Raw genomic sequence first — 20621 nt, 5'->3', positions numbered from 1 at the left:
TGGGATGGAACGGGATGTGTCTTGCCTTGTGAACGACAGGTGTGGAAGGTGCTATTGGGCTGTGATGCCGGCGGTCTTCAGCACGCGGGTCCACTTCTGCGATTCGCTGTCCAGGTAGCGGTCGAAGGCGGGTGCGGATTGCGGGGCCACGTCCATGCCGAGATCGGCCAGGCGCTTGACCACGGCAGGATCGCTGACCGCCTGCGCCGCGGCGTCAGCCAGCTTGCGCACGACGGCGTCGGGCGTGGCGTGCGGCGCGACCAGTCCTAGCCACGCGCCCACTTCATAGCCGGGCAGGCGCGCAGCTTCGGCAACCGTGGGAACGTCTGGCAACGCCGCGGAACGTTTGGCGGAAGTCACGGCGAGTGCACGCAGCTTGCCGCTTTGGACCTGCTGGCGTGCGATTGCCGCGGTCAGCGCCATGATCGACACGCGTGCACCCAGCACGTCCGTCAGCGCCTCGGGCTGGCCCTTGTACGGCACATGCGTCAGCTTGACCTCGGTCATTTGTGCGAGCAGTTCGCCGCAGAGGTGGTTGGAGGTACCCACGCCGGCGCTGGCGTAGGTCAGCGCACCGGGCTGGCTGCGCGCGGCGTCAAGCAATTCGGGCAGGCTGCGCAGGCGCGATGATGCGGGGACCACGATCACGTTGGGGACCACGCCAAAGCCGGCAACCGCGCGAAAGTCGCGTGCGCCCTTCCAGTTGATCGCGCTGTTGAGCAGCGGGCCGATCACGTAGCTGGGACTGACGGCGAGCAGCGGGTATCCGTCCGGCGTGGCCCTGGCGGCGACGTCGGTGCCGATGGCGCCGCCCGCGCCGGTACGGTTCTCGACGATGACAGGCTGGCGCAGCAACTGGGCCATGCGCTCGGCGGTGGCGCGGGTGACGGTGTCGACCACGCCGCCGGCCGAGAACGGCACGATGATGCGAATGGGGCGGGCGGGGAACCTGTCGGCGCTGTCGGCGGCGCCAAAAGCCACGGCAGGCGCGAGCGCGGCGCAGCCGAGCATGGCGGCCAGCAGGCGCCGGCGCGCTGGTTGAGTGGGTTGCATCTTGTCTCCTGGGTAGTTTCCCTGGGTAGTTTCCCTATAAGGCCGCAATCTCGTCGGATCGCTTGGCGCCTGCTTGCTACAACTTTCGCTACGTCGTCATTGCCTGATACCTCGTTCGAGAACCGCTTGCCGTCAACGCGCGCACGCCAGCTCGATCTGCCTGACGCCTTCGCGCAACTTCTGCGCGACTGTGCGCGCCAGCATGTCGTCACGATCGCGCGCGGCGGCGACGGTGCAGTTCAGCGCGAACGGGTCTTCATGCAGCGATTGCCGGATCGGCACGGCAATCGCATGGATGTCGGTTCGCCATTCGCCGCGGCTCAGGCAATATCCATGCGCCGCGTAGTGCGCCTGTTCCGCGATCCACATCGGCTGCTCCCGCTCAAAGCGCTCGGCATCTTCCACGCGCAGCCGGTTCAGCACCGCGGCGCGCTCTTCCGCCCCGCACGCCAGCAGCACGGCGCGCCCAATCGAGGTGGACAGCAAGGGCCGCGTACTGCCGATGTCGGGCTGGTACACGTTGCCCGGATCGACGCGGCAACTGTCCACGTACACCACCGTCAGCCGCTCGCGCATTCCCAGGTTCACCGTGCACCCGGTTTCGCGGGCGATGGCTTCCATATATGGCCGCGCGATCTGGCGGATAGCCAGCCCCGCAAGCATCGGATACGCCAGCGCCAGCACGCCCGCGCCGAGCCGGTACTTCTGGTTGCCCGGCACCCGGCTCAGGAAGCCAAGCAGGCTGAGCGTGTACGTCAGGCGCGACACCGTTGCCTTGGGCAGTCCGGTCCGCGCCACGATGTCCTGGTTGCCCAGCACCGGGCTGCCCGGCGTGAACGCCCTAAGCACATTCAGCCCGCGCGCCAGGTTGCTGGCGAACTGGCGATCGGTAGAGAGTTCGTCGGCACTGGCAAGGCCGGGCAGTGGAGGGCGTTCCATGTCTCGCGGCGGTCTGTTGGCATTCATGCTCGGATCCGTAAGGGGGGCTCGTCAATGTTGTAGCACGATGGTTCCGCACAGCGAAACCGTGCTTGCGCCCGACGCGCGGGGCTGTCAGTTTGGATCGCAGCAACTTGCGCCATCCCCAAAACGAAGAGACAGATCCCATGCCGAACGCGTCACCCGACCCCGCCGCCACGGCGGCAAAGCCTTGCAACACCCACACCGATGCCGGCGCCGGCCCGCTCGCAGGCGTGCGCATCCTGGACATGGCCACCGTGGTGGCGGCACCGTTCTCGGCCACGCTGTGTGGCGACATGGGCGCCGAAGTCGTCAAGCTGGAGTTGCCCGATGGCAGCGATCCGCTGCGCTCGCTCGAGCCCGTCACCGACGCGCATGCGCTGTACTGGAAAGTCACCAACCGCGGCAAGCGCGGCATCTCGCTGGACGTGCGCACACCGCGCGGCAAGGAGATCTTCCTGAAACTGCTGCCGCAGTTCGATGTACTGGTCGAGAACTTCCGCACCGGCACGCTGGCGCGCTGGGGGCTGGATATCGATACCCTGCGCGCTGCCAACCCCGGCCTGGTGGTCTTGCGGCTGACCGGCTTCGGCCAGACCGGACCGTATGCGCAGCGGCCCGGCTTTGCGCGAATCTTTGAAGCGATGAGCGGGTTCACCAACCTGGCAGGTTCGCCGGAGAGCGGACCGATGCATATGAACTATCCGGTCGGCGACATGGTCGCTGGCTTGTTCGGCGCCTTTGCGATTGCCACCGCGGTGGCGGAGCGGCGCGCGCGGCCGGACCTGCCCGGCCGTGAGATCGACCTGGCGGCCACTGAAGCACTGTTCCGGCTGCTGGAGCCGTTGGCGGTGGAGTACGAGCAACTGGGCCGCGTGCGCCAGCGCGCGGGCAATCGAACTACCTATGCGGCACCGTCGAATATGTACCGGACCTCGGATGACGTCTGGGTGTCGGTGGTGGCGTCCTCCGATGCCACCTTCCGCCGCCTGGCAGACGCGATGGCTGCGCCGCAGCTCGCGCACGCGGCCGACTACGCCACCAACGCCGGCCGCGTGCGCCATCTCGATGCGCTCGACGCGCAGGTCGCGGCCTGGTTTGCTGCCAGGACCTACGCGGATGTGGCTTCGGCGCTTGAGGCTTGCCAGGTACCGTTCAGCAAGGTGTTCAGCATCGCCGACATCGTCGAAGATCCGCAGATGCAGGCGCGCGAGGCGATCGTGCGCCTGCCGGATGCCGAACTCGGGTCAGTGCCGGCGCCGTGCGTAGTGCCGAGGTTCTCCGGCTACGCACCGGCCGCGCCGCGCTGTGGCCCGGCCGTGGGCGAACACAATGCGCTGGTCTATGGCGCATTGGGACTGGACGAGAACGAGTTGCGCGCGCTGCGGGAAGCGGGCGTCATCTGAAACGCTTCGCTTCTTGCTGGGCGCGCATTTCCAGTGTCGGAAAGGGGGCGTGCCTCGAACAGGGTCGCGATGCGCGCCCAGCTCAATCCAGCCGGATGTTGTACTTCTTGATCACGTTCCCCCAGTAAGCCTGGTCGGCCTTCGCCACCGCCGCGAACGCGGCCGGGCGCGAAGTCTTGACGATCAGTCCGAGGTCGGCCATGCGTTGCCGGATATCGGCTGCGGCCATCACCGTCTCCACATCCGCGGAAATCTTCTCGACGATCGGCTGCGGCGTCCCGGCCGTCGTGAACAGGCCGAGCCAGGCCGGGCCGTCGAGCCCCTTGTAGCCGAGCTCCTGGAAGGTGGGCACATCGGGCAGCATCGGCGTGCGCGCGTTGCCGGTCACGGCCAGCGGCTGCAGCTTGCCGGTGCGCGCGTGCTGGCGCACGGTCATCGGGGACAGCGTACCCAGCGAGATCTGGACGCCGATCAGGTCGGTGGCGATCGGGGCTTCTCCCTTGTATGGGACGTGCAGCAGCTCGGCGCCGGCAGCGGCCGCGAACACCTGCATATAGAGATGGGCGCCGGTGCCGATGCCATAAGTGCCGTAGGAAATCTTGTTCGGCTGCGTCTTGGCCAGGCTGACCACCTCGGGCAACGTGCGCGGCATGGCGCCGTTGGCGGTCAGCACCAGGCTGGAGGTGCACAGCTGGCCGATGGCGGTGAGATCGCGCAGCGGATCGAACGGGGGCTTGGCCACCATGTAGGGCGTCTGCACCAGGCTGGGGAGCGCCAGCAGCAGCGTGTAGCCATCCGGCGTCGCCTTGGCCACCACGTCGGCGCCGATCATGCCGCCGACGCCGGGGCGGTTCTCGACGATGACCGGGCGTTGCCACAATTTGCCGAGCGGATCGCCGAGCGCGCGTGCCAGCACGTCGGTGGCGCCGCCCGGCGGGTAGGGCACGACCAGCCGCACCGGCCGCGACGGATAGTTCGACACGGCGGACTGTCCTGACTGGGCCCTGGCATGGCCAAGGCCAAGTGCCGAAGCCGTGGCGGCGAGGGAGCCTGCCCCCAGCCACTGCAGGGCTTTGCGTCGGTCAGCTTGCATGGTGTTTCCTCCTGGTTATGACGTCCTGGTTGTCTTGTCGCGCCTTGCGCGCATGGCAGACGGCAGCGTACGGGCTGCTGCGGGCGTGGCACATCGGCGCTATGGACGAGACGCCGGGGCGGTATTTACCCCGAGGAGCAAGCACTGATGACATCGTCGCCGTGAAATCTTTCAACACGCACGGCAAGAAATCTAAATTCCTTTTCGGTACCCGTTCTGTGACGATACCCGCAGGTGCACGATTGCACCTTTTTTTGTCTTTGGTGGGGGACGTCCTATGGCAACCGGCAAGCGCAACGGGCTCCATTCACATGCTCCGCCGCGCGGCGCAGCGCAAGCGCTGCCTGCCTCTGCTGCGGCGCCGCATCGACGCCGCGGATTCGTGATTGCCTTGCTCGTCTGTGCCGGCATCGCGGCAGGTGCGGGCGGCAGCTGGTGGTACGCGCAGTCGCGCGACAGCAAGGCGCCCGGGGTGGTAGAAGGCGACGGCAGGAACGGCCCACTCGGCATGGTCCGTGTACCCGGCGGTGAATTCCTGATGGGCAGCGACAGCAAGATGGCGCAGGCCAATGAGAAGCCGGCGCACAAGGTACGCGTGCATGCCTTCTGGATGGACAAGCACCACGTCACCAATGCCGAGTTCCGCAAGTTCGTCGAGGCCACCGGGTATGTCACCACGGCGGAGCGGGCGCCGGACTGGGAAACCCTGAAGGTACAGCTGCCCCCCGGTACGCCGCGTCCGCCCGACAGCGCGATGGTTGCCGGCGGCATGGTCTTTGTCGGCACGCCGCGTCCGGTGCCGCTGCAGGACTACTCGCGCTGGTGGCGCTATGTGCCCGGCGCCGACTGGCGTCATCCGGGCGGTCCCGGTACCTCGATCGAAGGCAAGGACGACCATCCGGTGGTGCAGGTGTCTTACGAAGATGCGCAGGCCTACGCCAAATGGGCCGGCAAGCGCCTGCCTACCGAAGCGGAGTGGGAATTCGCCGCGCGTGGCGGGCTGGAGCAAGCCACCTACGCATGGGGCGACCAGTTCGCGCCCGCCGGCAAGCAGATGGCCAACGTCTGGCAGGGCCAGCAGAAGCAGCCGTTCCCCGTTGTCAGTCCGCTAGTCAGCCAGGTAGTCAGCCCGGTAGTCAGCCCCAAGGCCGGCGGCGCGCTTGGCACCAGCCCGGTCGGCACGTTCCCGCCCAACGGCTACGGGCTGTCCGACATGACCGGCAATGCCTGGCAATGGGTCGCCGACTGGTACCGCGCCGACCAGTTCCGGCGCGAAGCCGGCAAGGCGCAGCCGATCGAGAATCCGGTCGGCCCGCTGGCCTCGTGGGATCCCGGCGAGCCCGGCGTACCGGTCAACGCGCCCAAGCGCGTGACGCGCGGCGGCTCGTTCCTCTGCAACGAAGACTACTGCCTGAGCTACCGCCCCAGCGCGCGGCGCGGGACGGATCCTTTCAACAGCATGTCGCACCTTGGCTTCCGGCTGGTGATGGACGACAGCCGCTGGGCCGAGATGCGCCGCAATGCGCCCCATATGCCGCTGGCGATGGGCGGACAGTCGCAACCGGCGCCACGCTGACGCCAGGGCGGTGCGACACGAGACAGGAGCAAGTGCCATGAGCATGCCCGCCAACAGCGCCTTGCGCGCCAGCGCATCGCGCAAGACGATCGCCGCACTGTGTACCGCGCTGGCGCTTTCCGGACTGCAGCTGGGCTGTACCGCGCCCGCCGGACCTGCGGCCCCCGCGGCACAGGCCGCTGCCACCCAGGCGGCACGGCCCGCGGAACAGGCCCTGCCATCGTGGCGCGATGGCGCCGCGCGTCAGGCGCTGCTCAAGTTCGTGACCGACGTGACCAGCCCGGGCTCGCCCACCTTCGTGCCACCCGAGGCGCGCGTGGCGGTGTTCGACAACGACGGCACGCTTTGGAGCGAGCAGCCGCTGTACTTCCAGTTCTTCTTCCTGCTCGACCAGGTCCGGGCCGCCGCGCCGCAGCATCCGGAGTGGCGCAAGAATGCCGCGTTCAAGGCGCTGATGGCCAACGACATGAACGCGCTGATGGCAAACCAGAAGCAGCTGCTTGGTTTGATCGCGACGGCCAACAGCGGCATGAGCGTGGACGAATACGACCGCACCATCCGCGACTGGTTGTCCAAGGCGCGCCATCCCAGGTTCAACCGGCCCTATACCGAGCTGGTCTACCAGCCGCAACTCGAACTGCTGTCCTACCTGCGCGCCAACGGCTTCAAGACCTACATCGTGTCCGGCGGCACCATCGACTTCATGCGGCCGTGGAGCCAGCAGGTTTACGGCATTCCGCCCGAACAGGTTATCGGCTCGTCCCAGGCGGTGCGCTACATGGTGCGCGACGGCAAGCCCATGCTGATGCGCGATCCCAAGCTCGACTTTATCGATGACGGCCCCGGCAAGCCGGTCGGCATCTACCGTCATATCGGCCGCCGCCCGATCCTCGCCGTCGGCAATTCCGACGGCGACCTGCAGATGCTCGAGTACACCGCCGGCGGCGACGGTCCGCGCCTGGCGGTGCTGGTGCATCACGACGACGCCGAACGGGAGTTCGCCTACGACCGCCAGTCCAAGGTCGGCAAGCTCGACAAGGCGCTGGATGCGGCCAGGGCCAAGGGCTGGACCGTGGTCAGCATGAAGCAGGACTGGCAGCAGATCTATCCGGCCGGCAAGCCATGAGCACGATGGGAGCAGCAGTGAACCGACCGTAACGGGTCAACGAACGGAGGCGGGACATGCACCGAGTTGAACAAGGCATAGCGAAAGGACGGGGCTCCAGGCTGGTGATGCTGGCCATGGCCGCCGCCGTTTTCACGATCGCGGGCTGCGGCAAGAAGGAGACGCCGCCCAAGGAGCAGCAGCCGGCTGCCCAGGCACCCGCCACGGCGCCGGCACCCACCGCGGCCGCGCCGGTGCCGGCCAGGGAGAATCCGCCGGTCGCCGCCAGTGCGCCGGTTGCGGCGGCTTCGGCGCCCGCGCTGCCGGCGACCGCGCCGTCCGGCAAGAAGCCCAATATCCTCGTCATCTTCGGCGATGACATCGGCCAGACCAACATCAGCGCCTACAGCCACGGTGTGGTGGGCTATCGCACGCCCAACATCGACCGCATCGCGCAGGAAGGCATGATGCTCACCGACTACTACGGCGAGAACAGCTGCACGGCGGGACGATCCACTTTCATCACGGGTGAAGTCGGCTTGCGCACGGGCCTGCTGAAGGTCGGCATTCCGGGGGCGCCCGTCGGCCTGCAAGCGCAGAACGTGACCATCGCGCAGGCGCTCAAGCCGCTTGGCTATGCAACCGGCCAGTTCGGCAAGAACCACCTCGGCGATCGCAACGAGTACCTGCCGACCGCGCATGGCTTCGACGAATTCTTCGGCAACCTCTACCACCTGAATGCGGAAGAGGAGCCCGAGCGCCCGTACTACCCGAAGAACGACGAGGCCTGGGTCAAGGCAAATGCACCGCGTGGCGTCATCCACTCCTTTGCTGACGGCAAGGTGGAAGATACCGGCCCGCTCAACCGCAAGCGCATGGAAACCATCGACGACGAGACCACGACGGCGGCGATCGGCTTCATGGAAAAACAGGTCAAGGCCGACAAGCCGTTCTTCGTGTGGATGAACACCACGCGCATGCACCTGTTCACGCACGTGCGCGAGTCGATGCGCGGGCAGAGCGGCATGCCGGGCAATGAATATGCGGACGGCATGATCGAGCACGACGGGCATGTCGGCAAGCTGCTCAAGTCACTGGATGACCTGAAGGTCGCCGACAACACGATCGTGATCTACACGACGGACAACGGCCCGAACCAGTTCACCTGGCCGGACGCCGCGACCACGCCGTTCCGCAGCGAGAAGGACACCAACTGGGAAGGGGCTTTCCGCGTGCCGGCGCTTGTCCGGTGGCCCGGGCGCATCAAGCCCAACACGGTGTCCACGACGATGATGTCCGGGCTCGACTGGTTCCCGACCCTGCTTGCGGCGGCCGGCGATGCCGATATCAAGGACCGGCTGCTCAAGGGCACCAGCATCGGCGGCAAGTCCTTCAAGGTGCACCTGGACGGCTACAACTTCCTGCCATACCTGACGGGTCAGAGCAATACCGGGCCCCGCCAGGACTTCTACTACTTCAACGATGACGGCGTCCTGGTGGCGATGCGTCACAACGACTGGAAGTTTGTCTTCTGCGAACAACGCCAGCCGGGCGGCTTCCAGGTGTGGGCGAACCCGTTCACCTGCCTGCGCGTGCCGAAGGCGTTCAATCTGCGCATGGATCCCTATGAGCGTGCGGATATCGTGTCCGATCAGTACTATGACTGGACCGCGAAGAATGCATACATGATCAGCTATGCGTCGTCGCGGGTAGGGCCGTTCCTACAGACATTCAAGGAGTATCCACCCAGCCAGAGGCCGGCAAGCTTCACCATCGACCAGATGACCGAGGCGCTGATGAAGTCCCTTGACAAGGGGGCGGCGGCGGGCGCGAAGTAATTCCCGTGGCAATGGTTGGCCGGATCCTCCCGGCCAGTCTCTTCACCAGGATCGCACCATGAGAGAAGCGCATGCCGGCGCAAACGCCGGCAAGCAGCAAGCGCGGCACAGAACTGGCAAAACGCGGCGCGCGGAAAGCGCCGCCTTGCGGGCAGGGCAGGGCCAACTGGCGCATCATGGCGCCTTGCTGGTGCCTGCCCTGCTGCTTTTCCTCTCCGGCACGGCCGGACTGATCTACCAGGTTCTCTGGATCAAGCAGCTCGCGCTTGTGGTCGGCGTGGATGTGCACGCCATCACCACCGCCGTGGGCGCCTTCTTTGCAGGGCTCGCGCTCGGCGGCTGGCTGTTCGGGCGCGTGGCCGACCGCCATGCACGGCCGCTGCGGCTGTATGCGTGGCTCGAAATCGCCGTGCTGGTGCTGGCCATTGGCGCCACGCTGGCGCTCGCTCGCGCCGCGGCGCCGTTCGCGTGGCTGGAAAGCCGCGTCGGCCTGCTGGCCTGGGCCTTGCCGTTCGTGCTGGTGATCCTGCCTGCGGCGGCCATGGGCGGCACGCTGCCGGTGCTGATGCGCGCGCTTGCGTCGCGCGCGGGCCAGGTCGGCACGCATGGCGGCAGCCTGTATGCCGCCAACACCGCAGGCGCCATTGCCGGCACGCTGCTGGCGGGCTTTGTGCTGATCCCTTGGCTCGGCATCATGGCCAGCGCGCTGGCCGCGGCCACGCTCAACGGTCTGGCCGCGGTCGCCGCGCTGGCCCTGGCTTCGCGCACGGTGCCCGCGCGCGAACCGGCCGCCACTGTTGCCGCGCCGCCCGCATCCGCAGAGCCCGCGCGCGATGCCGGCGACGGTCGGCTGGCGCTGGTGCTCTATGCCGCCGCGGGCGGCATCGCGCTTGGCTACGAAGTGGTGTGGTCGCAAGCCATCGTGCAGTTCATCAGCACGCGCACCTTTGCCTTCGCGGTGGTGCTTGCGACCTACCTTGCGGGCCTTGCCATCGGCAGTGCGCTCGCGGCGCGGCGGGCCGATCAAACACGAGACCCATGGGGCGCGTTCGGGATGCTGATCGCCGCAGCGGGCCTGGTGGCGTTGCTCGAGATCGTGGTGCTCGGTGAATGGCTGCTGCAGGCGCAGTCAGTGGTATCGGCCTGGGTGCAGTCGGTCACGCCGAACGGCCTTGCTGCGGCCTGTGCTGGCTTTGCCGTGGCGGCGCTGAGCGTGGTATTCGTGCCCACGCTGCTGCTGGGCGCCGCGTTCCCGTTCGTGCTGCGTGTGGGCGTGGACAACCACCGGCTCGGCGCCGGCGTGGGCGCGGTGGTCGCGCTCAATACGCTGGGCGGCATCGTCGGGACGGCGGTGGCGGGGTTTGTGCTGGTGCCGCGCATCGGCCTTGTCCACACACTGTCGCTGCTGGCCGTAGGCGCCGGCATTGTCGGCGTCATCGCCGTGGCGCTCGGCTCCGGTGTACGCAAGCCCGCGCGCTGGGCCGTGCCGATGGTAGCGCTGCTCGCGGTAATTGCCGCGACGCTCGCGCCCGCGGACCGGCTCGCCACGCTGCTGGCGCGCGCACGTGGCGGCGAGATGGTGTTCTACGAGGAAGGCCGCGGCGCCACCGTGGCGGTGGTGAAGCAATCGTCGTCTAGCCATAGCTTCAACCGCCTCTATATCCAGGGCGTGTCGAACTCCGGCGACACCATGGCCTCGCTGCGCTATATGCGCTTGCAGGCGCTGCTGCCGCTGATCGTGCACAGCGGCACGCCGCGCTCGGCGCTGGTGATCGGCCTCGGCACAGGTATTACCGCCGGTGCCACGCTGGCGTATCCGGGACTCCAGCAGCGCGTGGTGGCCGAACTGCTGCCGCCGGTGCTGCGTGCGGTGCCGCGGTTCCAGGGCAACTTCGGCGTGACCGGCGACAAGCGCGTCGACATCCGCCTGCGGGATGGCCGGCGCGAGCTGCTGCAGAGCGAGCAGCGCTACGACCTGATCACGCTGGAGCCGCCGCCGCCTTCGGCCGCAGGCGTGGTCAACCTGTACTCGACCAATTTCTATCGCCTGGCTGCGGCACGGCTGCAACCGGGCGGGCTGGTCGCGCAATGGCTGCCGTTGCCCACGCAGAACGACGAAGACACGCGCTCGCTGGTGCGCAGTTTCCTCGACGTGTTCCCGCACGCGACGTTGTGGACTACCGAACTGCACGAGATGATGCTGGTGGGCTCCCTGTCGCCGGTCACGCTCGATGCCGCACGCATCCGCCAGCGCTTTGCGCAGCCGGAAGTGGCGTCGGCGCTGCGAGCGGTCGGCGTGGCCTCGCCGGCCGCGCTGCTGGCGACCTGGGTGACGGACCGCGCGGGCCTGGAGCGTTATGCCGGCGATGCGCCCGCCGTGACCGACGACCGCCCGCGCATCGAATACGCGGCCTGGGTGCGGCGTGCCGGGTTCCCGCAGGTCCTGCAGCGCCTGCTGACGCTGCAGACCGAGCCGCCGCTGACCGGCGCCGATGCCGGGCTGATCGCCGGGCTGATCGCCGATATCGGGCGCGAACGCGAAACGCTGCACACCTTCTACACCGCCGGCCTCGATGCCTATTACGGCGACCGCGGCGCCTGGGCGCTGCATATGCAGCAAGTCATGCGCACCGATCCTGACAACCCTTACTACGCCTGGTTCGGAGGTGTCCGCCGTACACCCGGCCCGGCGCCATCGAGGAATGCCCCATGAGCACCCGTGACGACGTGCTGGCACTGCAGCAGCGGATGGGCGAGGCCATCGTCGGCCAGCAGCGCATGATCGAGCGCATGTTGCTGGGCCTGCTCGCTGACGGCCACCTGCTGGTGGAAGGGCTGCCGGGCCTGGCCAAGACGCGCGCGATCAAGGTGCTGGCGCGGAACCTGGAGGCAAAGCTGTCGCGCATCCAGTTCACGCCTGACCTGCTGCCGGCCGATGTTACGGGCTCCGAGGTGTACTACACCGAGGGCGGAAAGGGCGAGTTCCGCTTCCAGGCCGGGCCGATCTTCGCCAATCTGGTGCTCGCCGACGAGGTCAACCGCTCGCCGGCCAAGGTGCAGGCGGCGCTGCTCGAAGCCATGGAAGAGCGCCAGGTCACCGTCGGCGGCGTCACGCACAAGCTCGACCCGCTGTTCCTGGTCATGGCCACGCAGAACCCGATCGAGCAGGAGGGCACCTACCCGCTGCCTGAAGCGCAGATGGACCGCTTCCTGATGCACGTGAACGTGACCTACCCCGAAGCCGACGCCGAGGCGCAGATCGTCGCGCTGGCGCGCGCCGAGGAGGCTGGCGCCGCCACCGGTGCACAGGCGGGCTCCGTGCAGCAGCTGGCACCCGAAGTCATTTTCGCCGCGCGGGCAGAGATCCACGGCATCCACGTGAGCGAAGCGGTCGCGCGCTACATGGTCGCGCTCGTGCATGCCACGCGCGAGCCCAAGGCCGTCGATGACGAGCTGGACCGCTGGATCCAGGTCGGCGCGAGCCCGCGCGGATCCATCGGACTGGACAAGGTGGCGCGCGCGCATGCCTGGCTGCGCGGGCAAGACTTCGTCTCGCCCGAGGATGTGCAGGCCGTGGTGCATGAAGTGTTCCGCCACCGCCTGATCCTGTCGTACGAGGCGCACGCGGCCGGTGTCAGCGCCGATGCCGTGATCGACCGCCTGGTGCAGCAGGTGGCCGTGGCCTGACGCGGCGGGCAGCGCCATGCGTTTCCACCTTGCCTCGCTCGGCCGATCGTCGGTGCCGGCGGGACCCGCCAGGCTCGCACGCGTGCAGCCCGGTGTCAGCGTCGATGCCGCTGCGCTGGCGGCGCTCGAAGTCGCCGCGCGAGATTTCCATTTCCTGCCACGCCAGCCGGTGCGCAGCGTGCTGGCCGGCCGGCACGCATCCCGGGTACGCGGTCGCGGCCTGACCTTCGAGGAAGTGCGCGGTTACCTGCCCGGCGACGATATCCGCAGCATGGACTGGCGCGTCACGGCTCGCACCGGCAAGCCGCACGTACGCGTGTACAGCGAGGAGAAGGACCGGCCGGTGTTGCTGCTCGTCGACCAGCGCATCAACATGTTCTTCGGCAGCCGTCGCGCGATGAAGTCCGTGGTGGCCGCCGAGGCTGCTGCGCTTGCCGCGTGGCGCGTGCTGTCGGAGGGAGACCGTGTCGGCGGCCTCGTGTTCGGCGACAGCGACTGCATCGAACTCGCGCCGCGCCGCAGCCGCCAGGCCGTGGAGCACCTGCTTGGCGAGATCGCGCGCCACAATCAGGCGCTACGTGCCGATGCCCCCGCCCGGCGCGGCGCCGGCCAGCTCAATGCCGCGCTCGAGCGCGCCGCACGGCTGGCGCGGCATGACCACCTGGTCATCGTCATCAGCGACTTCGACGGGCATGACGCGGCCACGCGTGACCTGATGCTGTCGATGAGCGCCCGCAACGACCTGCTGACGATGCTGGTCTATGACCCGTTCCTGCTTGAGCTGCCTGATTCCGGCCACCTTGTCGTGAGCGACGGCGAGCTGCAGGTCGAGCTCGGCTTCGGGCAGACCGCCACGCGCAAGGGCATCGCCGACTTCGTCGATGCGCAGAGCCGCAACCTGCTGGGCTGGCACCGCGCCATCGGCGTGCCGCTGCTGCCGCTGTCGGCCGCGGAGGAAACGCCGCTGCAGCTGCGCCGCCTGCTCGGGCAAGCGCTGCCGCAAGGCAGGGGAACGCTGCGCGCCCGCCAGGGAGGACGGCCATGAGCGACCTGACGCACAGCACGGCCGCGCCCGACAGCGCCACGATTGCCGGCGATCTCCAGCAGATGGCCGAGGTGGTCGTGCCGCCGCCGCCGTCGTGGCGGCCGCAGACCATCGGCTGGCCGGTGGCCGGCGCGATCGTGCTGGCGCTGCTGGCCTTCGCAACCTGGCGCTGGTGGCGCCGCTACCGCGCCAACCGCTACCGCCGCGAGGCGCTGGCCGAGCTGGCACGGTTGCGCGCAAGCATGTCCGCGTCGCCGCAGGCGCGCGCGCGCGCGCTGGTCGCCATGGCGGAACTGCTCAAGCGCACCGCCCTGGCGGCGTGGCCGCGCACAGAGGTGGCGAGCATGGCCGGTGCGGAGTGGGCGCAGTTCCTGCGGACCCATGCAGGCAAGGCCGGCGCGGCGGCGCCGGTGCTCGCCACGCTGGTCAGCGACGCACAGTACCGCGATGCCGCGGCGCTGGCGCAATGGCCCGACAGCCGGGTGACGGCCACGGCCGCGGCCTGCCAGCAATGGATTGCCGGCCACCATGTACCAGTTTGAATACCCGTGGCTCTTCGTGCTGCTGCCGCTGCCCTTGCTGCTGTGGTGGCTGTTGCCGCCGTATCGCGAGGAAAGCCCCTCCGTGCGCCTGCCGTTTTTCGGCGAGGTGGCCAGCGCGGCGGGGCTGAAGCCGGCGCCGGGCGCAGTCGTGCCGCGCAGCAACTGGCTGCAGCGCATCCTGGCGCCGCTCGCCTGGGCGCTGCTGGTAGCGGCGCTGGCGCGCCCGCAGTTCCTGGAGGCGCCGATCGAGAAGGTGCAGCCGGCGCGCGACCTGCTGCTCGCGCTGGACCTGTCGCAGTCGATGGATACGCAGGATTTCCGCGACCCGGCCGGCGCGCTGATCCCGCGCGTGCAGGCGGTGCGGGAGGTGGTCAGCAATTTTGTGACACGCCGGCCCGGCGACCGCATCGGCCTGATCGTGTTCGGCGACGCGCCATACCCGCTGGCGCCGTTCACGCTGGACCACGCGCTCGTGCAGACCATGATCCGTGACCTGCTGCCGGGCATGGCCGGGCCCAGCACGGCGCTGGGCGACGGCATCGGCCTTGGCATCAAGATGTTCGACCAGAGCGAGGCGCCGGAGAAGGTGCTGATCGTGCTGACTGACGGCAACGACACCGCCAGCAAGATGCCGCCCGAACGCGCCGCGGACATCGCCAGGCAGCGGCATGTGATCGTCCATACGATCGGCATCGGCGACCCGTCCGCCGAGGGCGAGCAGCGCGTCGATCTCGGCGTGCTGCAGCGCATCGCCGCGCAGACGGGCGGGCGCTATTTCTTCGGCGCCGACCAGAAGGGGCTCGAGAGCATTTACGCGACGCTCGACCGCATCACGCCGCACAACCACAAGACGCTGTCGTGGCGGCCGCGCCGGGAGCTGTTCATGTGGCCGCTCGGCGCCGCGGTCGGCGTGGTGCTGGTGTACCAGCTCATCATGGCGGTGTGGTCGGCCTGGCTGTCGCGTCCGCGCCGACAGGGCGCGCCGCAGCCGGCGGCGGAGGAGCCGTGATGCAGGCGCTTGCCGATTTCCATTTCCTGCGCCCATGGTGGCTGCTCGTGCTGGTCCCGGCGGTGCTGCTGGTGTGGGCGGTGCGCCGCCGCGGCGATGTGCGGCGCCGCTGGCGCGACGCGATCGCCCCGCACCTGCTGGACGCGCTGATGGTCGGCGAGCGACGCCGGCTGGCCATCCGCCCCGTGCACCTGACCGCGCTGCTGCTCGCGCTCGGCGCCATTGCGCTGGCCGGTCCCGCGGGGGAGCGCGAGCGCCCGCCGTTTCTCGACGACAAGGCGCCGCTGGCGATCGCCATCGACCTGTCGCCGACCATGGATGCCATCGACGTGACGCCCACGCGGCTCGAACGCGCGAAACTCAAGGTCAAGGCGCTGCTGGCGCGCCGCGACGGCGGACGTACCGCCATCTGGGCCTATGCCGGATCGACGCACCTGGTGCTGCCGCTGACCGACGACGCCACGCTGCTGCAGACCTTTGTCGATGCGCTGCAGACCCGCATCATGCCGGCGCCCGGCCGGGACACCGCGCTGGCGCTGCGCACCATCGACGCGGCGCTTGCGCATGAGGAGGTGCCCGGCACCATCCTGTTCCTGACGGATGGGGTGGAAACCGCCGCCGAGCGCGCGTTCGAGGCCCAGGCAGGCAGCGGGCGCAGCCAGCCGGTGGTGCTGGCAATCGGTACCGAGCGCGGCGGCCCGCTGCGCAGCGGCACCGACGGCTTTGTCGAGAGGGACGGCGTGCGCGTGTTCGCGCGCATGGACATGGCCGCGCTCAAGCGCTTTGGCGACGATACCGGCGTGCCGGTTGCCACGTTCACGCCCGACAGCGACGACGACGTGGCCTGGGTGCAGCGCCACGTGCAGTCGCACCTCGCGCAGAAGCAGTCGGCGGACAACACGCGCTGGAAGGATGAGGGCTGGTGGCTCACGATACCCATTGCACTGCTGGGTGTGCTGTGGTTCCGCAAGGGTTGGACCGTGCGCTGGATCGCGGGCGTGCTGCTTGCCGTGGCGCTGGCGGCGCCGCAGCAGGAGTTGCGCGCGCAGGCTTCGGCGTCGGGTGCCGAAGCGCCGCGCGCGTGGCGCTTTGTAGACCTGTGGCTCACGCATGACCAGCAGGGCCGCCGGGCGTTCGAGCATGGCGACTTTGCCGGCGCCGCCGCGCTGTTCGACGACCCCATGTGGCGCGGCGTGGCGCAGTACCGCGCGGGGCAATACGCGCAGGCGGTGCAGAGCTTCGCGCTGATCGATTCGCCCGAGAGCGACTTCAACCAGGGCGATGCGCTGGCGTGGATGGGCAAGTACAAGGATGCGGCGGCGCGCTACCGGCAGGCCCTGAAACGCCGCCCGCAATGGCCCGCGGCAGCGGCCAACCTGGCGCTCATGGAGAAACTGGCCGCCAAGGCGGAAAAGCCGAAGGAAGGCGAGGAGCCGCCCGACATCAAGCCAGACGAAGTGAAGTACGACAGCGAGTCCAGGCCGCCCGAGGGCGAGGGCAAGAAGCTGGAGATGGGCGCGGTCGAAAGCGCCGAGACCTGGATGCGCGCGATCCAGACCACGCCGACCGAATTGCTGCAGCGCAAGTTCGCGCTGCAGCAGAGCCGGGCGCAGCCGGCCGGAGCCAAACCATGATGCGCACGGGGCGGAGCTTCGGCATCTGGCTCGCCGGCCTTGTGTTGTGGCTGGCGAGCGCGCTCGCGCTGGGGGCCGATCCCGTCGTGCGCGTCAACGTGGCGGCGCAGCAGCCGGTGCTGCCGGGCCAGCAGATCCGCATCGACGTGACGGTACTGGCGCCCAACTTCTTCCTGTCGGCGCCGGTCTTTCCGACGCTGCAGGTGCCCGGCGCGATCGTCACCATGCCGGACGACCGCGGCCAGAACACGGTCGAGACCATCAACGGCGTGACCTATGCCGGCATCCGGAAGACCTACCTGTTTGCCGCGGAGCAGGGCGGCGATTTCCGGTTGCCGCAGGTCTCCATCGCCTTCACCTATTCCGGCGACGACGGCAAGCCGCGGCAGGGCAGCGTCACGCTGCCGGCCACCACGATCCGCGCCGCGGGAGCAGCCGGCGCGCCGGCCGTTGCCACGCTGCCGGTGGCGCGCCTGAACGTCACGCAGCGCTTCGACCGCCCGGTGAGCGGCCCACAGGCGCAATTCCATGCCGGTGACGCGCTGGTGCGCACCATCACCACGTTCGCGCCGCAGACCCAGGCCATGATGATCCGGCCGCCAAAGGTCGAGGCGCCATCCGGCGTGCGCGTGTTCGCTGGCGATCCGCAACTCAGCGATGCCGCGCACGACAGCGCCGGCAATACGGGCGGCAGCCGCACGGACCGCATTACCTATGTGTTCGAGCACGCCGGGACCTATACGCTGCCGGCGATCAAGGTGGAATGGTTCGACCCGGTGACGCGCAAGCCCGGCGAATCGGAGGCACCCGAGGTGAAGGTCGACGTGGCTTCCGCGCAGCACCTCGCAGGACTGTCCCCGACCGGCCCGCGCGCCGTGCCGCTGCCCGGGGAGGGCGGCACCGCGTGGCGCCTGTGGCGGTGGGCGGCCGGGGGTGCCCTGGTACTGGTGCTGGCGTGGCTGCTGCTGCATTGGGCACGGCCGCGCGTGGCACGCCTGCGCCGGGCGCTCGCGGCACGGCGCAGCGCCAGGGCGGCTGGCAGCGAGGCGCGGCTCGCTGCGTTGCTGCAGGCCTGCCGCGCGGATGACGCACCGGCAGCCTATCGCGCTCTGGGGGGGTGGTCGAGCACCGCGTGGGGCAAGGCCCCTTCGGAGTGGGCGGCAGGCACCAGCGACACGGCGCTGGTTTCCGCCGTTGATGAACTCGAACGGCGCCTGTTCGGTGCCGGCACCGGCACGGGGCAATGGAACGGCAGCGAACTTGCGGGCCTGTTGCCGAAGTACGGCCCCCCACACCGGCCTGTCCGCGCGCATCGGGCGATGCCCGCAGCCCTGCCGCCGCTCAATCCCTGAGCCCCGCTGGCCGAACCGGCCGGATCGACTATGATGGGCGCCTCGCCGCCAGCCTGCCCGGGATCGGATGACCCTTGCGCGCGCCGGGCGGCGGCTTCCTGTCCACTTAGCCCGATGCCGCCATGGCCCGTCTTCAACTCGACCTTCCCGACGACCAGTTCTGCTATTCGACCCACCTGACCGTGCGCGTCACCGACATCAACTCGGCCAACCACCTGGCCAACGATTCGATGATCTCGATGATCTCCGAGGCGCGCGCCCGCTTCCTCTATGAGTTCGGCAGCGAGGGGGACCAGGTGGAAGGTTTCGGCATCATCGTCACGGACCTGGCCACCATGTATCGCAACGAAGCGCACGCGCGCGACCAGCTGCTGTTCGAGGTCGGCGTGATGGACTTCAACAAGTACGGCGGCGACATCATCTTCCGCATCACGCGCCCGGCTGACGGCGCGTTGATCGCCATGGCCAAGTCAGGCTTCGTGTTCTTCGACTACGCCGGCAAGACCGTGGTGCCGATGCCGGCCGGGTTTGCCGGCCGTTTCCCCAAGGTGAACTGGGTGGCGAAACCGGCGTAATGGGGGCCGGCCTGCGGCAGCGCGCGCCGCCTGCCTCAGCTCTTGCGTTCGCCGCCCAGCGCTTCGGTCAGGTCGCCCAGCAGGCCGGACAGCTCGCCGGCCATCATGGCGAAATCGGCGTCGAAGCGCTCGTCTTCGTCATGCGTGGTGCCGTCGGCCTGTTCCTTGATCACGTCCAGCGGCGCCACCTTCTTCACCACCAGCCCGTCGGTCAGCACGAACGAGACGCGGTCGTTCCACGTCATCGCCAGGCGCGTGCAGCGCTTGCCCGCGGCAATATGGCGGCGCAGGTCTTCGGGATCGAGCGGGTGGCGCACATAGCGCACGGTGGCCTTGCTTTCGCTGCCGGACTGCAGCTCGATTTCCTGGTCGACGGTGAAGCCGCCCGGCGCGGCATCGCCGGCCAGCCATTCGGTCATTGCCGCCACCGGCGACTGGTTGACATGCAGGTTGACCAGCGGCAGCGGATCCAGCGCCTTGAACAGCATGCCGCGCACTTCATCGGCCTTGGCCGCGGCCGCGGCGTCGATCGCCAGCCAGCCGTTGTCCGGGTCGATCCACACGCGCGTGTCGCGGCGGATGCTGAAGGCGCGCGGCAGCAGTTCCTCGGTGACCTGCTCCTTCAGTTCCTTCATCTGCTTGCGGCCCGGCTTGTAGCCTTGCTGCTCTTCGATCTCCGCGGCGCGTGCGCGCGTGACCTGGTTGACCACGGTGGTCGGCAGCAGCTTCTTCTCGGTGCGTAGCGTCAGCAGCATCTGGCGGCCCACGGCGTGGACCAGCTGGCCGTTGTCACGGGGCGAGGCCCAGCCCTGCGTCTGCATTTCGAGGCTGGTACCGGGGTAGAAGGCGTGCTTCGCCAGGCTGGCTTCGACTTCGTCGGCGCCGGACGTCCACGGGGCGGAGAAACGATGGACCTGCAGGTTCTTGAACCACATGAGAATTCGGCCAAAGGGACGAATTCTATCCCCTCGCGGCAAGTGGCCGCGAAAAATGCAGCCGCACGGCGGTCCTGCCGTGCGGCGCAAGGCCGCGCCAGACGCTTACAGGTCGAGCCGGGTGATCTTGCTGCCTTCGAGGCTCAGGCCCGCCATCAGCCCCGCATTGGTCATCACGAAACCGACGATCGGCTGCTGCGCGGTATTGGTGTCGAGCACGCCGCTGGCGCCGACCGTCGCCAGCGCGACGGTGGCATCGACACCGGCGGTCCAGCCTGAGCTGCGTACGAACTTGTCGTACGCGTCCTGCGTCAGGAACATCAGGATCACTGACTTGGACTGCGCGCCGATCTGCCAGCCGAACGAGCCGGAAACCAGGCGGTAATAGCCGCGCGTTGCGCCGCCCGAGCGCAGGGCGCCGTCGCCATATTCGCCGCCGACGATAAAGCCGGCCGACAACGTCTTGGGGAACACCAGGATGCCGCGCGCGCGATTGCCGAGTTCGCGCGAGCCGTTGACCGAGCCATACAGGCGCGACAGCGTGGCATCGACGCCCGAGTCGAGCTCGCGCCGCCGGGCCGCCTTGTCGGCCGGCGCGTCGGGTGGTGTGGTGGTACAGGCACCCAGTGCCAGGCTGCCCAGGGCCAGGCCTGCGCTGGCGGTCAGGAAGTTTCGACGCTTCATTCTTGTCTCCTTGGGTGTTGTTGTCGTCTCTGAAGCATAGGCGCCAGAAGCACTCGGACAAAAGATCACGTGGTGACGAGGCGTTTCCATTTGTGACGAAGGTAGCCTCGCCGACGCATTCGTGGCA

At 68.6% G+C, this 20621-nt stretch carries 18 protein-coding genes; 13 read left to right on the top strand and 5 right to left on the bottom strand.

What is annotated here, in order from left to right:
• Positions 1-51: 51 nt before the first annotated feature.
• Together K309_RS0118980 and K309_RS0118975 are read right to left on the bottom strand one after the other, a co-directional pair.
• Complete coding sequence (locus K309_RS0118980; RefSeq protein ID WP_029047900.1) at positions 52-1053, bottom strand: Bug family tripartite tricarboxylate transporter substrate binding protein; 1002 nt, start codon at positions 1051-1053, stop codon at positions 52-54.
• 132 nt (positions 1054-1185) lie between these two features.
• Entirely contained in the window at positions 1186-1992 is an 807-nt protein-coding gene (locus tag K309_RS0118975) for an IclR family transcriptional regulator (protein ID WP_035877869.1), read from the bottom strand.
• A 269-nt stretch (positions 1993-2261) separates the two neighbouring features.
• Here K309_RS0118975 and K309_RS0118970 point away from each other — a divergent pair, with 269 nt between their 5' ends.
• Complete coding sequence (locus tag K309_RS0118970) at positions 2262-3419, top strand: CaiB/BaiF CoA transferase family protein (protein ID WP_051320513.1); 1158 nt, start codon at positions 2262-2264, stop codon at positions 3417-3419.
• 82 nt (positions 3420-3501) lie between these two features.
• On the opposite strand, the gene K309_RS0118965 is transcribed toward K309_RS0118970, so the two are convergent.
• Positions 3502-4512 carry a Bug family tripartite tricarboxylate transporter substrate binding protein gene (locus K309_RS0118965; protein WP_029047897.1) on the bottom strand — a complete coding sequence of 337 codons (1011 nt, stop codon included), beginning with the start codon at positions 4510-4512 and terminating at the stop codon, positions 3502-3504.
• Positions 4513-4673: 161 nt separating this feature from the next.
• Here K309_RS0118965 and K309_RS42460 point away from each other — a divergent pair, with 161 nt between their 5' ends.
• From K309_RS42460 to K309_RS0118910, 12 genes are all read left to right on the top strand, one after another.
• The gene (locus K309_RS42460) at positions 4674-4898 is read left to right on the top strand and encodes a hypothetical protein (protein WP_198030830.1); all 225 of its coding nucleotides are present in this window, start codon (positions 4674-4676) and stop codon (positions 4896-4898) included.
• Positions 4790-6088, top strand: coding sequence for a formylglycine-generating enzyme family protein (locus tag K309_RS0118960; RefSeq protein WP_029047896.1), 1299 nt, complete (start codon positions 4790-4792; stop codon positions 6086-6088). The genes K309_RS42460 and K309_RS0118960 overlap by 109 nt, the downstream gene beginning before the upstream one ends.
• A 43-nt stretch (positions 6089-6131) precedes the next feature.
• A complete protein-coding gene (locus K309_RS0118955) occupies positions 6132-7214 on the top strand; it encodes an HAD family hydrolase (protein WP_369796449.1) in 1083 nt (360 codons plus the stop codon).
• Between the two features lie 56 nt (positions 7215-7270).
• A complete protein-coding gene (locus K309_RS0118950; protein WP_029047894.1) occupies positions 7271-9031 on the top strand; it encodes an arylsulfatase in 1761 nt (586 codons plus the stop codon).
• A gap of 58 nt (positions 9032-9089) precedes the next feature.
• Positions 9090-11744: a fused MFS/spermidine synthase gene (locus tag K309_RS0118945; protein WP_029047893.1), complete on the top strand. Its 2655-nt coding sequence runs from the start codon at positions 9090-9092 to the stop codon at positions 11742-11744.
• Entirely contained in the window at positions 11741-12718 is a 978-nt protein-coding gene (locus K309_RS0118940) for an AAA family ATPase (protein WP_029047892.1), read from the top strand. The genes K309_RS0118945 and K309_RS0118940 overlap by 4 nt, the downstream gene beginning before the upstream one ends.
• A 16-nt stretch (positions 12719-12734) precedes the next feature.
• Positions 12735-13763: a DUF58 domain-containing protein gene (locus K309_RS0118935; protein WP_029047891.1), complete on the top strand. Its 1029-nt coding sequence runs from the start codon at positions 12735-12737 to the stop codon at positions 13761-13763.
• Positions 13760-14305 (top strand): DUF4381 domain-containing protein, encoded by a 546-nt coding sequence (locus tag K309_RS0118930; RefSeq protein ID WP_029047890.1) that lies wholly within the window; start codon positions 13760-13762, stop codon positions 14303-14305. Before K309_RS0118935 ends, K309_RS0118930 begins: the two co-directional genes overlap by 4 nt.
• Complete coding sequence (locus tag K309_RS0118925; protein WP_029047889.1) at positions 14292-15314, top strand: vWA domain-containing protein; 1023 nt, start codon at positions 14292-14294, stop codon at positions 15312-15314. Before K309_RS0118930 ends, K309_RS0118925 begins: the two co-directional genes overlap by 14 nt.
• Positions 15314-16948 (top strand): vWA domain-containing protein, encoded by a 1635-nt coding sequence (locus K309_RS0118920; protein WP_029047888.1) that lies wholly within the window; start codon positions 15314-15316, stop codon positions 16946-16948. Before K309_RS0118925 ends, K309_RS0118920 begins: the two co-directional genes overlap by 1 nt.
• On the top strand, positions 16945-18300 hold the full coding sequence (locus tag K309_RS0118915; RefSeq protein ID WP_029047887.1) for a BatD family protein: 1356 nt from the start codon (positions 16945-16947) through the stop codon (positions 18298-18300). Before K309_RS0118920 ends, K309_RS0118915 begins: the two co-directional genes overlap by 4 nt.
• 122 nt (positions 18301-18422) lie before the next feature.
• A complete protein-coding gene (locus K309_RS0118910) occupies positions 18423-18875 on the top strand; it encodes a thioesterase family protein (RefSeq protein ID WP_029047886.1) in 453 nt (150 codons plus the stop codon).
• Positions 18876-18910: 35 nt separating this feature from the next.
• Here K309_RS0118910 and K309_RS0118905 read toward each other — a convergent pair whose 3' ends face one another.
• Positions 18911-19810, bottom strand: coding sequence for a recombination-associated protein RdgC (locus K309_RS0118905; RefSeq protein WP_029047885.1), 900 nt, complete (start codon positions 19808-19810; stop codon positions 18911-18913).
• Between the two features lie 105 nt (positions 19811-19915).
• Positions 19916-20494, bottom strand: a complete 579-nt coding sequence (locus K309_RS0118900; protein ID WP_029047884.1) for a BPSL1445 family SYLF domain-containing lipoprotein — start codon at positions 20492-20494, stop codon at positions 19916-19918.
• Positions 20495-20621: the final 127 nt, after the last annotated feature.

It is taken from the genome of Cupriavidus phytohabitans, from assembly GCF_000426345.1.
GTDB lineage: Bacteria > Pseudomonadota > Gammaproteobacteria > Burkholderiales > Burkholderiaceae > Cupriavidus.
The sequence above is the reverse complement of the archived record's forward strand: the minus strand, read 5'-3'. Positions and strand labels throughout refer to the sequence as shown.

Coding starts and splice junctions, on each gene's coding strand:
- K309_RS0118980 (WP_029047900.1), bottom strand. CDS start 1,053: ATGCAACCCACTCAACCAGCGCGCCGGCGCCTGCTGGCCGCCATGCTC.
- K309_RS0118975 (WP_035877869.1), bottom strand. CDS start 1,992: ATGGAACGCCCTCCACTGCCCGGCCTTGCCAGTGCCGACGAACTCTCT.
- K309_RS0118970 (WP_051320513.1), top strand. CDS start 2,262: ATGGCCACCGTGGTGGCGGCACCGTTCTCGGCCACGCTGTGTGGCGAC.
- K309_RS0118965 (WP_029047897.1), bottom strand. CDS start 4,512: ATGCAAGCTGACCGACGCAAAGCCCTGCAGTGGCTGGGGGCAGGCTCC.
- K309_RS0118960 (WP_029047896.1), top strand. CDS start 4,790: ATGGCAACCGGCAAGCGCAACGGGCTCCATTCACATGCTCCGCCGCGC.
- K309_RS0118955 (WP_369796449.1), top strand. CDS start 6,132: ATGCCCGCCAACAGCGCCTTGCGCGCCAGCGCATCGCGCAAGACGATC.
- K309_RS0118950 (WP_029047894.1), top strand. CDS start 7,271: ATGCACCGAGTTGAACAAGGCATAGCGAAAGGACGGGGCTCCAGGCTG.
- K309_RS0118945 (WP_029047893.1), top strand. CDS start 9,090: ATGAGAGAAGCGCATGCCGGCGCAAACGCCGGCAAGCAGCAAGCGCGG.
- K309_RS0118940 (WP_029047892.1), top strand. CDS start 11,741: ATGAGCACCCGTGACGACGTGCTGGCACTGCAGCAGCGGATGGGCGAG.
- K309_RS0118935 (WP_029047891.1), top strand. CDS start 12,735: ATGCGTTTCCACCTTGCCTCGCTCGGCCGATCGTCGGTGCCGGCGGGA.
- K309_RS0118930 (WP_029047890.1), top strand. CDS start 13,760: ATGAGCGACCTGACGCACAGCACGGCCGCGCCCGACAGCGCCACGATT.
- K309_RS0118925 (WP_029047889.1), top strand. CDS start 14,292: ATGTACCAGTTTGAATACCCGTGGCTCTTCGTGCTGCTGCCGCTGCCC.
- K309_RS0118920 (WP_029047888.1), top strand. CDS start 15,314: ATGCAGGCGCTTGCCGATTTCCATTTCCTGCGCCCATGGTGGCTGCTC.
- K309_RS0118915 (WP_029047887.1), top strand. CDS start 16,945: ATGATGCGCACGGGGCGGAGCTTCGGCATCTGGCTCGCCGGCCTTGTG.
- K309_RS0118910 (WP_029047886.1), top strand. CDS start 18,423: ATGGCCCGTCTTCAACTCGACCTTCCCGACGACCAGTTCTGCTATTCG.
- K309_RS0118905 (WP_029047885.1), bottom strand. CDS start 19,810: ATGTGGTTCAAGAACCTGCAGGTCCATCGTTTCTCCGCCCCGTGGACG.
- K309_RS0118900 (WP_029047884.1), bottom strand. CDS start 20,494: ATGAAGCGTCGAAACTTCCTGACCGCCAGCGCAGGCCTGGCCCTGGGC.